This window comes from Intrasporangium sp. (assembly GCF_030452765.1).
Taxonomy (GTDB): Bacteria; Actinomycetota; Actinomycetes; order Actinomycetales; family Dermatophilaceae; genus Intrasporangium_A.
Genome location: NZ_JAKDLO010000018.1, coordinates 1 through 13,379, shown reverse-complemented (window position 1 = coordinate 13,379; position 13,379 = coordinate 1). Strand labels below are relative to the sequence as shown.

Here is a 13,379-nt window from a genome sequence, read left to right as displayed (position 1 = left end):
CGGGCTGATCCGGACGCGCCGACTGCTTGCCTCGGATGCCGAACGCGCGGTTGGCTGGTACGAAGCACACCCGATCGATGCCACGGAGGCCACCGATGTCCGCTCCTGCCCGTACCGCGTCCGAGACACTGTCCCATACCGTCGGCGAGACCGAGCCGCCGCTCATCGAGCAGACCATCGGGGACAACTTCGACGCGACGGTGGCCCGCTTCCCCGACCGGGAGGCGCTCGTCGACGTCGCGCAGGGCAAGCGCTGGACCTACACCGAGCTGCAGGCCGACGTCGAGCGGCTGGCGCGGGCGCTGCTTGCGGTCGGCGTCGGCAAGGGTGACCGGGTCGGGATCTGGGCACCGAACTGCTCCGAGTGGACGCTGACCCAGTACGCAACCGCGAAGATGGGCGCGATCCTGGTCAACATCAACCCGTCCTACCGCGCCCACGAGCTCGACTACGTCCTGCGGCAGGCCGGCATCTCGACGCTCATCTCGGCCAAGGAGTTCAAGACGAGCGACTACGCCACGATGATCGAGCAGGTGCGCCCCGACGTTCCCGGGCTCGAGCGCGTCGTCCTCATCGGCACGCCCGACTGGGACGAGCTGCTCTCGCACGCCGACGAGGTCTCGGCAGAGGAGCTGGGCCAGGTCCAGTCGACCCTAGGGAACAACGACGCGATCAACATCCAGTACACCTCGGGCACGACGGGCTTCCCCAAGGGCGCCACCCTCTCGCACCGCAACATCCTCAACAACGGCTTCTTCGTCGGCCGGCTCTGCGACTACACCGAGGTCGACCGGGTCTGCATCCCGGTGCCCTTCTACCACTGCTTCGGCATGGTCATGGGCAACCTCGCCTGCACGTCCATCGGCGCGTGCATGGTCATCCCGGGCCCCGGGTTCGACCCGGCCATCACCTTGCAGACGGTGCAGGACGAGAAGATCACCTCCCTCTACGGGGTGCCGACGATGTTCATCGCCGAGTGGAACCTGCCCAACTTCGCCGACTACGACATCGGCTCGGTGCGCACCGGGATCATGGCCGGCTCGACGTGTCCGGCCGAGCTGATGAAGAGGGTCATCGCCTCGGGCATCGGGGAGCTGACGATCTGCTACGGCATGACCGAGACCTCGCCGGTGTCGACGCAGACCCGCACCGACGACACCTTCGAGCGCAAGACGGCCACGGTCGGGCGGGTCGGCCCGCACCTGCAGATCCGTATCGTCGACCCGGCCACCGCAGAGGTGGTGCCGCGCGGGGTGGCCGGGGAGTTCCAGACCAAGGGCTACTCGGTGATGCTCGGCTACTGGGAGCAGCCGGACAAGACCGCCGAGGCGATCATCGACGGCTGGATGCGCACCGGCGACCTCGGCGTCATGCACGAGGACGGGTACGTCGAGATCACCGGCCGGATCAAGGACATGGTCATCCGTGGCGGTGAGAACGTCTACCCGCGCGAGATCGAGGAGTTCCTCTACACCCACCCCGACATCGTCGACGCCCAGGTCATCGGGGTGCCCGACGAGAAGTACGGCGAGGAGCTGTGCGCGTGGATCCGGATGCGGCCCGGCGCCGAGCCGATCACCGCGGAGTCGTTGCGGGCGTTCTGCACGGGCAAGCTCGCGCACTACAAGATCCCGCGCTACGTCGAGATCGTCGACGAGTTCCCGATGACTGTCACCGGCAAGATCCGCAAGGTCGAGATGCGCGAGACGACCAGCAAGAGGCTCGGCCTCGGCTGACCGCCTGCTGCCGTCTGCCGACACCCGCGCCACCCGCCGGACCGAAGGTATGCCGCCCAGCCGGCTGAGCGGCATACCCCTGAGTCCGCGCCGCGCCACGTTCCCCGGCGTGGCGTTCAGGGGCTGCCGCGGACGGAGGGCCTGGGGCAGTAGGTTGCCCGTGAAGGGAACCCGACCACGAGGACAACCACATGTCTGACTTCACCACGCTGATCCTGTGGATCGCGCTTGCTGCCGCCGTCATCGCGAGCCTGTTCGTCGCCTCGTCGCGCCGCCGCCAGGAGGAGCGCCGGCGCGCGGCGAGGTCGCTGCCCGCCCATGCCGCCCTGCCGCCCGTCGCAGTGCCTCGGGTGGTGGACCGGACCCCGGTGATGGACCGGGCCTCGGTGTTGGAGCCGGTCGGCGCTCCGGCGTCCACCGACCACGGAACCGCGACCCGCACGTTGGCCGAACCCGCTGTGGAGGTGGTGTGTGCCGTGGCCTCGGCCGGAGAGCCGGCAGGCGCTGAGGCCGGGGAGCTGGATGTGGCCCTGCCCCCGCCTGCGCGGCGCATCTCGAGCCTGGCAGAGGTTCGTGACGGCGGTTACGGTGTCGGCTCCGCGGCTCCCATCCGCGACGGCGCCCAGCCGTTGGGCCACGGGGTCAAGGCGGTCCGCGGGACGGGAACCTACCTCGTACCCGGCTCCCCGGGCTACGAGGACGTGGAGCCGGACGTGTGGTTCTACGACGAGCGCGCCGCGTACCACTTCGGCTACCGCCCCACATCGGGCGGCTGAGCGGGAGCCTCGGGCACGCTCCTAGACTGGCGCGCATGGTCTCCCCGCGCGTCGCGCTCGCCCCGAAGGTCCAGACCGCGATCGCCGCGGTCCTCGGCGACGGCTACCGAGACGCGGACCCGGTGCTGCGGCCGTCGCAGTTCGCGGACGTGCAGGTCAACGCGGCCCTCGCGCTCGCCAAGCGGGTCGGGATGCCGCCACGAGACCTCGCGGCCAAGATCGTCGAGGCACTCGACCTCGACGGCGTGTGCGACACGGTCGAGGTGAGCGGCCCGGGGTTCGTAAACCTCACCCTCAGCGACCGGTGGATCGACTCCCTGCTCGGCGCGGTCACGGTCGACGAGCGGCTCGGGGTGCCGGCGCAGACACCCGAGAACATCCCGATCGACTACTCGGCGCCCAACGTCGCCAAGGAGATGCACGTCGGGCACCTGCGCACGACGATCGTGGGCGACTCGCTCGCGCGGACCCTGGAACACCTCGGCCACCACGTCATCCGGCAGAACCACGTCGGCGACTGGGGCACCCCGTTCGGCATGCTCATCGAGCACCTCCTCGAGGTCGGCGAGGACTCCGACGAGGCGGGTCTGCTCGTCACCGACCCGAACGCCTTCTACCAGGCCGCCCGGGCCAAGTTCGACTCGGCCGAGAAGGCCGAACCGCCCGGCAGCGCAGGCGATTTCGACGTGCGGGCGCGGGCCCGGGTGGTCAGCCTCCAGGCCGGCGACGAGGCGACGCTGGTGCACTGGCAGAGGCTCGTCGACCTGTCCAAGGCCTACTTCAACAAGGTCTACCGGACGCTCGGCGTCACCTTGACCGATGCGGACCTCGCCGGCGAGTCGATGTACAACGACATGCTCGGCGCGGTCTGCGACGAGCTCGAGGCCGCCGGCATCGCCACGGTCTCCGACGGCGCCCTGTGCGTCTTCCTCGACGGCTACACCGGCCGCGAGGGCAGGCCGGTGCCGCTGATCATCCGCAAGTCCGATGGCGGATACGGCTATGCCACAACGGATCTCGCGACGATCAAGTACCGTGTCGCGGAGCTGGAAGCGCACCGGGTGCTCTACGTCATCGGGGCGCCGCAGGCCCTGCACCTGAACATGGTCTGGGACACCGCCCGCAAGGCGGGGTGGCTGCCCGACGAGATCACCCCCGTGCACGTCCAGATCGGCAACGTCCTCGGTCCGGACCGCAAGATCCTCAAGACCAGGTCGGGCAAGCCGCTGCGACTCATGATGCTGCTGGACGAGGCGGTCGAGGTGGCGCAGGGCGTCATCGACGCGGCCCGCCCCGACCTCGACGAGCAGACGCGGGCGAGGATCGCCCGGCAGGTCGGCATCGGCGCGGTCAAGTACGCCGACCTGTCCGTGGCCCACGACAGCGAGTACGTCTTCGACCTCGAGCGGATGGTCTCGCTCACCGGCAACACCGGGCCGTACCTGCAGTACGTAGTCGCCCGGGTGCGTTCGATCTTCCGGCAGGCCGGCCTCGACCCGCTGGCCCAGCGCGCACCCGTCGCGGTTGCGCAGCCCGCGGGGCGCGACCTCGCCAAGCGGCTGCTCGACTTCCCCGACGTCCTCGTCGCGGTCGGCTCCGAGTACGAGCCGCACCGCCTCACCGGCTACCTGTTCGAGCTGGCCCAGGCCTTCTCGGCGTTCTACGAGAGCTGCCCGGTGCTCAAGGCCGAGACCGAGCAGGTCAGACAGTCGCGCCTGACCCTGAGCGCCCTCGTGCTGCGGACCATGGTGACCGGCCTCGACCTGCTCGGTATCGAGGCGCCCGAGCAGATGTGAACCCTTCCTCTCCCCTTCTTCTGCGCCGGGCTCGAGGAGAGCCACCCACACGACATCCAGGCCATCGTCGAGGCCCCCAACTACTCGGCGCGCGACTGACCCGCCGCATCGATATTCGGTATACCGCTGTGACCCGGGCTCCAACTTTCCCGCCGCGGCTGGATTGTGAGTGGGGGTTCGTGCCGAAGGGCTCCAACTTTCCCGCCGCGGCTGGATTGTGAGTGGTCCGCTCGGAGCCGAACGGCTCCAACTTTCCGGCCGCGGCTGGATTGTGAGTGGTCCGCTCGGAGCCGAAGGGCCTGAGCGGCATACGGACAAGGTCACGAGCCGGCCCCGGGTACGGTCGTTCGGCTGACCCATCTCGTCCGTGCCGGCCTGGACTGGAAGGTTTTCGACGAGCTCGGTCGTGCCGTGCGAGACAGCGACCGACTCGCCCGCCGGGCCGCCCTCGCGCACCAATGGAGGCCTTCTCATGGCCAGGGACAACTGGCGCTAGGGGGTGGTCGCGGGGACCTGGGCAGAGACGGCGGCAGGGGCCGGCTCGGGCCGCGGCGGGGTCAGGTCTCCTGGCGGTAGCGGTCGCGCAGGCGGTACTTCTGGATCTTGCCGCTCGGGGTGCGCGGCAGCTCGTCGAGGATGCCGAGCCGCTCGGGCCAGTACTGCTTGGCGACGCCCTTCTCCCGGAGCAGGTCCTGCAGCTCCTGGAAGGTCAGGGACGCCCCGGGTGCCAGGACGACGCAGGCGGCGGCCCGCTCCTGGAGCCGCTCGTCGGGCATCCCGACAACGGCCACGGCCACGATACGAGGGTCCTCGTAGAGCGCGTCCTCGAGGTAGGCGACCGGAATGTTCTCGCCGCCCCGGACGATGATGTCCTTGGTGCGGCCGGAGAGCCTGAGGTAGCCGTCGTCGTCGATGATGCCGAGGTCGCCGGTGTCGAACCAGTCGCCGTCGAAGGAGTCCTGGGTCAGCTTCATCCGATGGGCGTAGCCGACGAAGAGGAACGGTCCCTGCACCTGGATGCGGCCCTCCTCACCGGCGGGGACCGCGGCGCCGACGGCGTCGACCGTCCGGATCTGCATGCCCGGCCACGGGTATCCGTCGGTCTCGACGACCTTCTCCTCGGGGTCGCCCGGGATGCCGAGCGTGACGAGGGAGTTCTCGGTCTGGCCCCAGCCGCCGAGGACGGCGAGGCCAGGCAGGACCTCCTTGGCACGGCGGACAAGGGTCCGGGGGATCGGGGCGCCGAAGCAGCCGAACCTGACCAGGGTGTCCAGCTTGCGGTCGGCGAGCCCCTCGACGGACAGGGTGTCGTGCAGGAACGGGGTCGCGCCCGCGGCCTGGGTGATGCCGTGGTGCTCGACGAGGTCGACGAAAACGGCCGGGTCCCAGACGTCCTGGAAGATCCCGGTGGCGCCGAACTGCACGACGAGCCGGGCCCCGTAGAGGCATCCGGTCAGGTGCGCCAGCGTCGAGGCCATGTGGACGACGCTCTCGGAGGAGACCCCGAGCCGGTCCGGCAGCGGGTTGTCCGCGGCGATGAGGGTGTTGTGGGTGTGCATGACCCCTTTGGGCTCCCCGGTCGTGCCCGAGGTGAAGATGAGCAGCGTGACGTCGTTGGGGTCGGGGCGCAGCGCAGCGAGCCCGGCCGGGTCGCGTCGCTCCTCCCACGGCGTCGCCATGAACGTCTCCCACGAGCCGGGTGACTGCGGACCGCCGACCACGAGCAGGTGCTCGAAGGTGGGCCAGTCGGCCTGGAGCGACTCGATGAGCGACACGTGGTCGTAGCCACGGAACTCCCGCGGCACGACGACGAGCTTGGAGCCCGCGAGGCCCACCATGAAGCCGACCTCGCGCTGCCGGTAGATCGGGATCAGCGGGTTGCTCACCGCCCCGATCCGGGTGCAGGCGAGGTGCAGGACGACCCACTCGATCCAGTTGGGCAGCTGGAACGAGACGACGTCGCCAGACCCGATGCCCAGCTCGAGCAGGCCGAGAGCGCACCGGTCCACCTCGGCCCGCAGAACGGCATAGGTGATCTCGCGTCGTGGGTCGACGAAGGCGACCTTGTCGGGCGTGCGCTCGGCAGCCATGTCGAGGTCGTCGGTGAGGGTCCGACCGACCCAGTAGCCGCCGGACGTGTACTTCTCGATGAGCTCGGGGGTGAGGATGGTCTCGAAGGGCATCGGTGCGCCTCGTCTCTCGGTGGTGTGGGCTGGGTGCGTTCGGTGGGTGGTCAGGACATCGTCAGGCCGCCGCTGATGCTGACGGTCTGGCCGGTGACGTAGGCGGCGTCATCCGAGGCGAAGTACGCGACGGCGCCTGCCACGTCGGCCGGCTGGCCGAGGCGGCGCAGCGGGATCGCCCTGGTCAGCGCGTCGCGGAGCTTGTCGTTGTCGCCGGCGAACTCGGCGAACAGCTGGGTGTCGGACGGGCCGGGGCAGACACAGTTGACGCGGACCTGGCTGCGGGCAAGCTCGCGCGCGGTCGACTTGGTGAACGCGATCACGCCGCCCTTCGCCGCGGAGTAGACCGCCTCGCCGGAGGAGCCGACCCGGCCGGCGTCGGAGCTGATGTTGACGACGGATCCGGAGCCCTGCTCGGCCATGATCGGCAGGACGGTGCGGCTCGTGTTGAGCACGCCATAGAGGTTGATGCCGATGATCCTCGGCCAGAGATCGCGCTCCAGCTCGAGGAACGGCGCCGCCTTGTCCCATCCGGCGTTGTTGACGAGGACGTCGACCCGCCCGAGCTGCTCAGTGACCTGCGCGACCATCGCCTCGACCGAGTCGAAGTCGGAGACGTCGCAACCGAGGCCGATCGCGCTGCCGCCGAGCTCTGTTGCCGCCTGCTCGGCGCCGTCGGCGTTGACGTCCGTGACGACGACGACTGCCCCTTCGGAGGCGAGCCGCTCGGCGATGCCGCGGCCGAGGCCGCGCGCCGCTCCGGTGACGATGGCGACCCTGTCGGTGAGCCTGCTCATGATGTTCCCTTCGATGATCCGGTATGCCGCTCAGCTGGGTTGCGGTCCGTGGGTTTCCTTGCGGTGTGGTTGAGTTCGCACCTCGTCGAGTGCGCAAGAAGTGCCGGCCAGATACGTCGAGTACGCAGGAAGGGTCATGGGGCGTACTCGCGGCCGAGGAGGTGGCGGGCGATGACGAGCTTGGAGACCTGGGCGGTGCCGTCACCGATCTCGAGGCCGATGACGTCGCGGAGGCGTTGGCCGACCTTGGACTCGGAGGAGTAGCCGACGTGCCCGATGGTGAGCAGACACTGGTGGATCACGTCAGCGGCAAGCTTCGGGGCCCAGAACTTCGCCATGGCCGCCTCGGCGCTGTGCTCCAGGCCGTTGTCCTTGCGCCACAGTGCCTCGAAGCACACGTGCCGGGCGCCGCGCAGGTAGGTGGCGGCCTCGGCGAGCGGGAAGGAGACGCCCTGGAACCGGCCGATCGGCTGGTCGAAGGCGACCCGGTCTCGCGCCCACTGAAGGGCATCGTCGAGCGAGGCCTGGGCGGCGCCGAGGCAGGCGAGGCCGATGATCGCGCGGGAGTAGTCGAAGCCCTGCATGACCGAGACGAACCCGTCGCCCTCCCGGCCGATGAGATCGCCTGCTGTGACGGGCGTCCCGTCGAAGTGCAGGCTGGCGCGGCCGATGGCGCGGCCGCCGAGGTCGTCGAAGCCCGAGCGGGTCACGCTCGGGTGGTGCAGGTCGACCCAGAAGGCGCTGACCCCACGAGCCCCGGGCCCGCCGGTGCGGGCGAGGACGACGGCCCGGTCGGCCGCCATGCCGAGGGTGATCGAGGTCTTCTCGCCGTGCAGGGTCCAGCCGCCGCCGGAGGTGTGGGTGGCCTTGACCTCGAGGTTGGCCGCGTCGGTGCCGTGGCCGGGCTCGGTGATGCAGATGCACGGGACCGTCTCGCCCGAGGCGATGCCGGGCAACCAGGCCCGCTGCTGCGCCTCGGTCGCGTTGCGCACGAGGATATCGCTGATCAGCGCTGTGTTGATGATCAGGTAGGTCGCGTTGAAGTCCTCGCGACCGACCTCCTCGGCGGCGATGCCCGCGATGACCGCGGTCGCTGCCTGGCCGCCGTACTCCTCCGGGATGCGCAGGCCGGTCAGCCCCATACCGGCCATGTCGAAGGCGAGCCGGCGGCGGAACTGGGCCGCCTTGTCGTCGGGCTGGTAGTGCGGGGCGAGCACCTTGACGGCAAACCGGCGGACCGCGTCACGATAGGCATCCTGGTCCTCGTCGAACGCATAGTGCATGGCGCGTGGCCCTTCGGTCGGACGGTCGGCGACAGGTCGCCGGTGCTTGTTGAATGGACGTTCATTCAATATAGTAGGCAGGACGGCTCTCGTCGTCAACCGTTCACCGCGCAGAAGGGTTGGGCAGTGGCTCAGCACCAGGGCAGCGCCAAGGCCGACAGGGTCGCCCGTCGCCGGGCCGAGATCCTGCGCGCCGCCGTCCAGCTCTTCCAGGAGGACGGGTACCACGCCACCACCACGCATGCCGTCGCCGAGCGGGCCGGCATCAGCGTCGGGCTCATCTACCAGTACTTCGGTAACAAGGAGGACCTGCTCCGCGCCGCCATCGTCGATATCCTCGGCGAGTTCCGTGACCGCATCCCCGCCGCGATGAGCCAGGCCGGCGACGACCCGGAGGCTCGGATCCGCCGCGGCTTCCGAACCTTGGTCGAGGTCATCGACGGCAAGCCCGAGGCGACCGTGCTGTCCTACCGGGAGAGCATGACGCTGGCGCGTGAGGGCCGCGACGAGCTGAAGCGGCTCGAGGTGGAGACCGCGGAGCCGTTCCGGCAGGCGATCGAGGACGGGATCTCCTCGGATGACTTCCGTGCGGTCGATGCCGACCTCGTCGTGCACAACCTGCTCCTCGTCGCGCACGGGTGGGCGCTCAAGCGATGGCGACTGTCAGGCTGGCTCGACCTCGACGCCTATGTCGAGCGCGAGCTCGACCTGCTCCTGCGCGCCCTCCGTCCCTGAACCTGTGGCCCCTCCTCGTCGAGTGATCACTCGAGGTGGGACGGCATGGAGCCGGACCGTGCGAACTCAGCGCCGCTGGGTCGGGCTCAGCGGACCGCCGAGCCGTGCGGAGACCTGGTCGGCCGCGTGGCTGCAACGTTTGCCCAGCTCCTCGACGGCATCCGGTGAGCACAAGGTCACCCTCGACCAGGCGATCAAGACGATGCGCGAGACTGGCGCGGACACGAAGATCAAGTACGAAGAGACGTCGCGTGGCGGGCTCGCCGTCAACGTCGTCGAGTGCCGACCCGTTCAGGGGCGGCCGAGAGGAGACCAGCATGAGCACCGCCAGCGCGAACGCGGAGGGTTACGTCCTCACGCTTGACTGCCCCGAGGCTCCGGGACTCGTGCATGCCGTGACCGGGTTCCTGCTCGAACATCACGGGGACATACACGAGCTCAAGGTTTTCGACGACATCCGGGGAGGTCACTTCTTCCTCCGGGCGCACTTCACGCTCGGTGACGAGCACGGTGACCCGGGTCTCGCTGCCCTGCGCGACGCGTTCGCGCCCCTCGGCGAGCGCCATACGATGCGTTTCGAGCTGCGCGAGGCCGCGGCGAAGCGGCGCGTGCTGGTCATGGTGTCGAAGTTCGCGCACTGCCTCAACGACCTGCTCTTCCGCTCCCGGATCGGCGAGCTCCCCATGGAGATCGTGGCCGTCGTGTCGAACCACCCCGACCACCGGGCGCTCGTCGAGTGGCACGGCATCCCGTTCTTCCACGTGCCGGTGACGCCCGGGACGAAACCCGAGGCCGAGACTCGGCTGCTTGAGCTCGTCGACCGCTTCGAGATCGAGCTGGTCGTCCTGGCCCGCTACATGCAGATCCTCAGCGACGACCTCACCCGTGAGCTGACCGGGAGGGCCATCAACATCCACCACTCGTTCCTGCCGAGCTTCAAGGGTGCCAAGCCCTACCACCAGGCCTGGGAGCGCGGCGTCAAGACGGTCGGCGCGACGGCGCACTACGTCAACAGCGAGCTCGACGAGGGCCCGATCATCTCCCAGCAGGTGCGGGAGGTGGACCACTCGTTCGGGCCCGAGGACCTCGTCGCCGCCGGCCGCGACACCGAGTGCCGGGCCCTGTCCAACGCTGTCAAGTGGCACTGCGAGGGCCGCGTGGTCCTGCACGGAAACCGGACCGTCGTCCTGCTCTGACCTGATCCATCCACCGTTCCCTGGAACCAGTCGACCCCGAAGAGAGTCTCCCATGCAAGACACGCCCATCACCGCCGATGCGATCGTCATCGGAGCCGGAGTCATCGGCTGTGACGTCGCCTATGAGCTGGCGCGGCACGGCCGCAGCGTCATTGTCGTCGACCGTGGTCCCGGCGCCGGCCACGGCTCGACCAGTGCCTCCTCGGCCTGCATCCGGTTCAACTACTCGACCTTCACGGCGGTCGCCGTCTCGTGGGAGGCCAAGCAGCGCTGGATCGGCTGGGAGGAGTACCTCGAGGGCACCGACGACGGCCAGCTGGCCCGCTTCGTCCAGACCGGGGCGCTCTGCCTCGAATCGCCCGGGCAGCAGCGTTCCAAGGTGCTCGGCTTCTTCGACCGCGCCGGGGTGCCGTACGAGGAGTGGGATGCCGAGACGCTCGCCGCGCGGCTGCCTGCCATCGACCCGGGCCGCTTCTGGCCGCCCAAGCGGGTGACCGACGACGCGTTCTGGGACGACGCGGGCGGGTCCCTCACGGCCTACTGGACACCGGACGGCGGCTTCGTGGACGACCCCGTCTTCGCCGCCCACAACCTCATGACGGCAGCGGTGCGCAAGGGGGCCCGGTTCCGCTTCAGGTCGGCGGTGACCTCGGTGCTACGGGACGACCAGCGGGTGCTCGGCGTCGCGATCGCCGACGGCACCAGGATTCTGGCGCCACTCGTCGTCAATGTCTCGGGACCGCACTCCGGAGTCGTCAACGGGATGGCTGGCGTGCTCGACGAGTTCGCGATCACGACCCGGCCCATGCGTCAGGAGGTGCACCACCTGACGGCCCCCGATGGCTGGAACCACGAGGTCCCCGGCCCCATGGTGGCCGACCTCGACCTCGGCACGTACTTCCGAGGCGCGCCGGCCGGCGGTCTCGTCGTGGGCGGGGCCGAGCCCGAGTGCGACGAGCTCCAGTGGCTGGACGACGCGGACACCTACGCTCCGACGGTGAGCAAGGCTGTCTACGAGGCGCAGGCCTATCGAGCGGCCCGGCGGCTGCCCGACCTATCAGTGCCCAACCGGCCCAGCGGGGTCGTCGGCGTCTACGACGTGTCCGACGACTGGGTGCCGATCTACGACCGGACCAGTCTGGACGGCTACTACGTCGCCATCGGGACCAGCGGCAACCAGTTCAAGAACGCCCCGGTCGTCGGCCAGCTGATCAACGCGCTGGTCGAGGCCGCCGAAGCGGGCAAGGACCACGACGCCGACCCGGTCTCTATGACCCTGCCTCTGACGGGCCTGACGATCGATCTCGGGGACTACAGCCGGCGCCGTCACGTCGATCCCGACAAGAGCAGCTTCAGCGTCTTCGGGTGAGCTCGTCGGAAGGACGGCCGATCAGCTGTGTGCCCGGCCTGTTCGAGGGCCCGCTGGTGAGTCGAGCCACCTTCATCGGCCACGGGGCAGCGGGCGCGTCCTCGGTCAGCCGCGCCATGGGCGAGCGCTCGACCCACTCGTCGAGGGTGAAGTCCAGCAAGGGAGGGGGCCGGTCAGAGGGCGCCGTGCGGGTCGAGCGACACGGTCAGCACGAAGGCCGACTCGGTCACCGCATCGACGGCGTGGCGCTCGGGCGGGATCGCCACGACCTCACCCGAGCGGACGACCCACTCGGCCTCGTCCCCGGCGCACAGCCGGACCGTGCCGGCGAGGACCTGCAGGCTCGCAGCCGGCGGGGAGGCGTGCTCGGCGAGCTTCGCGCCCGCGGTCAGCCCGACGACGACGAGGCGCTGGTGCGGACCGGTCCACAGGACGCGGGTGCCCTTGCCGTGCTTCGAGGCGCGGGCCGCCTCGATCGCCTCGCGAGCAGCCTCGGCCAGGTCGACGATTCCCGCGCTCGCCGCGTCGTGGTGACGCGACGAGACGGGGACGAGGTCGCCGAGGCTGTGCACCTGCGAAGGGGCCTGCCCTTCGGTCACTGCACCTTCTCCCAGCCACGCTTCGGGGCGCGGCTGCCGACGCCGGCACCGGCCCGCTTGTCCTTGCTCCGGTAGACGATGTACGGCCGGGTGAGGTAGCCGACCGGGGCGGAGAAGACGTGCACCAGCCGGGTGAACGGCCATAGCGCGAACAGGATGCAGGCGAAGACGGCGTGCAGCTGGAAGCCGAGCGGGACGCCGGCCATGTAGGTGGGGTCGGGGTTGGCCGAGAAGAACCCGCGGTACCACAGCGAGACGTTCTCGCGGTAGTTGAAGTGCTCGCCGCCGGACGAGCCGAGCCCGAAGAGGCTCGACGCCACCGTGTTCCACATACCGAGCAGGATCACCAGGCCGAGGAAGAAGTACATCGTCTTGTCCATCGGGGTCGTCGCGGAGAAGACCGGTCCGACGGTGCGGCGGCGGTAGATCAGGATGGTCATGCCCGCCAGGGCCGCGGCGCCGGCGAGCAGGCCGCCGGTGAGGGCGAGCCAGTGGTAGGCACTCTCGCTGATGCCGACGGCGTCGGTCCACGACTTCGGGATGAGCAGGCCGATGATGTGGCCGCCGACGACCCCGAGCATGCCGAAGTGGAACAGCGGGCTGCCCCACCGGAGCAGGCGCGTCTCGTAGAGCTGCGAGCTGCGGGTCGTCCAGCCGAACTTGTCGTAGCGGTAGCGCCAGAAGTGTCCGACGATGAAGATCGCGAGGCACAGGTAGGGGAAGATCACCCAGAGGAAGACGCTCATGAGGGGGCTCCTACGTGGGACGACCGCGACGAATGAGCCTGGTCGTGCCGAACGGGGGTCAGAGTGAGCGGAGCGAACTCCGCGTTGTGCGGGGGGGACGTGGGGGGCGCCGCCCCCCCCGGGGGGGGGGGGCTGGCAGAAGGGTCGGGACCGCCCGCCGCCC

11 protein-coding genes and 1 pseudogene are annotated in these 13,379 nt (G+C 69.7%); 7 read left to right on the top strand and 5 right to left on the bottom strand.

Annotated features, from left to right (window positions below; translation table 11 throughout):
• The first annotated feature begins 95 nt into the window (after positions 1-95).
• The 3 genes from L0H79_RS04025 to argS all read left to right on the top strand — a co-directional run bounded on the left by L0H79_RS04025 (position 96) and on the right by argS (position 4,308).
• Positions 96-1,736: an AMP-binding protein gene (locus L0H79_RS04025; protein ID WP_301483263.1), complete on the top strand. Its 1,641-nt coding sequence runs from the start codon at positions 96-98 to the stop codon at positions 1,734-1,736.
• Between the two features lie 191 nt (positions 1,737-1,927).
• The gene (locus L0H79_RS04020; protein WP_301483262.1) at positions 1,928-2,512 is read left to right on the top strand and encodes a hypothetical protein; all 585 of its coding nucleotides are present in this window, start codon (positions 1,928-1,930) and stop codon (positions 2,510-2,512) included.
• A 35-nt stretch (positions 2,513-2,547) separates the two neighbouring features.
• Complete coding sequence (gene argS / locus L0H79_RS04015) at positions 2,548-4,308, top strand: arginine--tRNA ligase (RefSeq protein ID WP_301483261.1); 1,761 nt, start codon at positions 2,548-2,550, stop codon at positions 4,306-4,308.
• Between the two features lie 557 nt (positions 4,309-4,865).
• Here argS and L0H79_RS04010 read toward each other — a convergent pair.
• The 3 genes from L0H79_RS04010 to L0H79_RS04000 all read right to left on the bottom strand — a co-directional run bounded on the left by L0H79_RS04010 (position 4,866) and on the right by L0H79_RS04000 (position 8,571).
• On the bottom strand, positions 4,866-6,491 hold the full coding sequence (locus tag L0H79_RS04010) for an AMP-binding protein (RefSeq protein WP_301483260.1): 1,626 nt from the start codon (positions 6,489-6,491) through the stop codon (positions 4,866-4,868).
• A 50-nt stretch (positions 6,492-6,541) separates the two neighbouring features.
• On the bottom strand, positions 6,542-7,288 hold the full coding sequence (locus L0H79_RS04005; protein WP_301483259.1) for an SDR family NAD(P)-dependent oxidoreductase: 747 nt from the start codon (positions 7,286-7,288) through the stop codon (positions 6,542-6,544).
• Between the two features lie 134 nt (positions 7,289-7,422).
• Positions 7,423-8,571 (bottom strand): acyl-CoA dehydrogenase family protein, encoded by a 1,149-nt coding sequence (locus tag L0H79_RS04000; RefSeq protein ID WP_301483258.1) that lies wholly within the window; start codon positions 8,569-8,571, stop codon positions 7,423-7,425.
• 126 nt (positions 8,572-8,697) lie between these two features.
• On the opposite strand from L0H79_RS04000, the gene L0H79_RS03995 reads away from it, so the two are divergent.
• The 4 genes and pseudogenes from L0H79_RS03995 to L0H79_RS03980 all read left to right on the top strand — a co-directional run bounded on the left by L0H79_RS03995 (position 8,698) and on the right by L0H79_RS03980 (position 11,871).
• Complete coding sequence (locus tag L0H79_RS03995) at positions 8,698-9,306, top strand: TetR/AcrR family transcriptional regulator (protein ID WP_301483257.1); 609 nt, start codon at positions 8,698-8,700, stop codon at positions 9,304-9,306.
• 163 nt (positions 9,307-9,469) lie between these two features.
• Positions 9,470-9,589: pseudogene (locus tag L0H79_RS03990) on the top strand (L-serine ammonia-lyase, iron-sulfur-dependent, subunit alpha); the annotation flags it as partial.
• 34 nt (positions 9,590-9,623) lie between these two features.
• Positions 9,624-10,502, top strand: a complete 879-nt coding sequence (gene purU, locus L0H79_RS03985) for a formyltetrahydrofolate deformylase (RefSeq protein ID WP_301483256.1) — start codon at positions 9,624-9,626, stop codon at positions 10,500-10,502.
• Positions 10,503-10,554: 52 nt separating this feature from the next.
• On the top strand, positions 10,555-11,871 hold the full coding sequence (locus tag L0H79_RS03980; protein ID WP_301483255.1) for an FAD-binding oxidoreductase: 1,317 nt from the start codon (positions 10,555-10,557) through the stop codon (positions 11,869-11,871).
• A gap of 173 nt (positions 11,872-12,044) precedes the next feature.
• On the opposite strand, the gene L0H79_RS03975 is transcribed toward L0H79_RS03980, so the two are convergent.
• Positions 12,045-12,470, bottom strand: coding sequence for a LuxR family transcriptional regulator (locus tag L0H79_RS03975; RefSeq protein ID WP_301483254.1), 426 nt, complete (start codon positions 12,468-12,470; stop codon positions 12,045-12,047).
• Entirely contained in the window at positions 12,467-13,216 is a 750-nt protein-coding gene (gene narI / locus L0H79_RS03970; RefSeq protein WP_301483253.1) for a respiratory nitrate reductase subunit gamma, read from the bottom strand. Before narI ends, L0H79_RS03975 begins: the two co-directional genes overlap by 4 nt.
• Positions 13,217-13,379 lie beyond the last annotated feature (163 nt).

Coding starts and splice junctions, on each gene's coding strand:
- L0H79_RS03980 (WP_301483255.1), top strand. CDS start 10,555: ATGCAAGACACGCCCATCACCGCCGATGCGATCGTCATCGGAGCCGGA.
- narI (WP_301483253.1), bottom strand. CDS start 13,216: ATGAGCGTCTTCCTCTGGGTGATCTTCCCCTACCTGTGCCTCGCGATC.
- L0H79_RS04020 (WP_301483262.1), top strand. CDS start 1,928: ATGTCTGACTTCACCACGCTGATCCTGTGGATCGCGCTTGCTGCCGCC.
- purU (WP_301483256.1), top strand. CDS start 9,624: ATGAGCACCGCCAGCGCGAACGCGGAGGGTTACGTCCTCACGCTTGAC.
- L0H79_RS04005 (WP_301483259.1), bottom strand. CDS start 7,288: ATGAGCAGGCTCACCGACAGGGTCGCCATCGTCACCGGAGCGGCGCGC.
- argS (WP_301483261.1), top strand. CDS start 2,548: ATGGTCTCCCCGCGCGTCGCGCTCGCCCCGAAGGTCCAGACCGCGATC.
- L0H79_RS04025 (WP_301483263.1), top strand. CDS start 96: ATGTCCGCTCCTGCCCGTACCGCGTCCGAGACACTGTCCCATACCGTC.
- L0H79_RS04000 (WP_301483258.1), bottom strand. CDS start 8,571: ATGCACTATGCGTTCGACGAGGACCAGGATGCCTATCGTGACGCGGTC.
- L0H79_RS04010 (WP_301483260.1), bottom strand. CDS start 6,491: ATGCCCTTCGAGACCATCCTCACCCCCGAGCTCATCGAGAAGTACACG.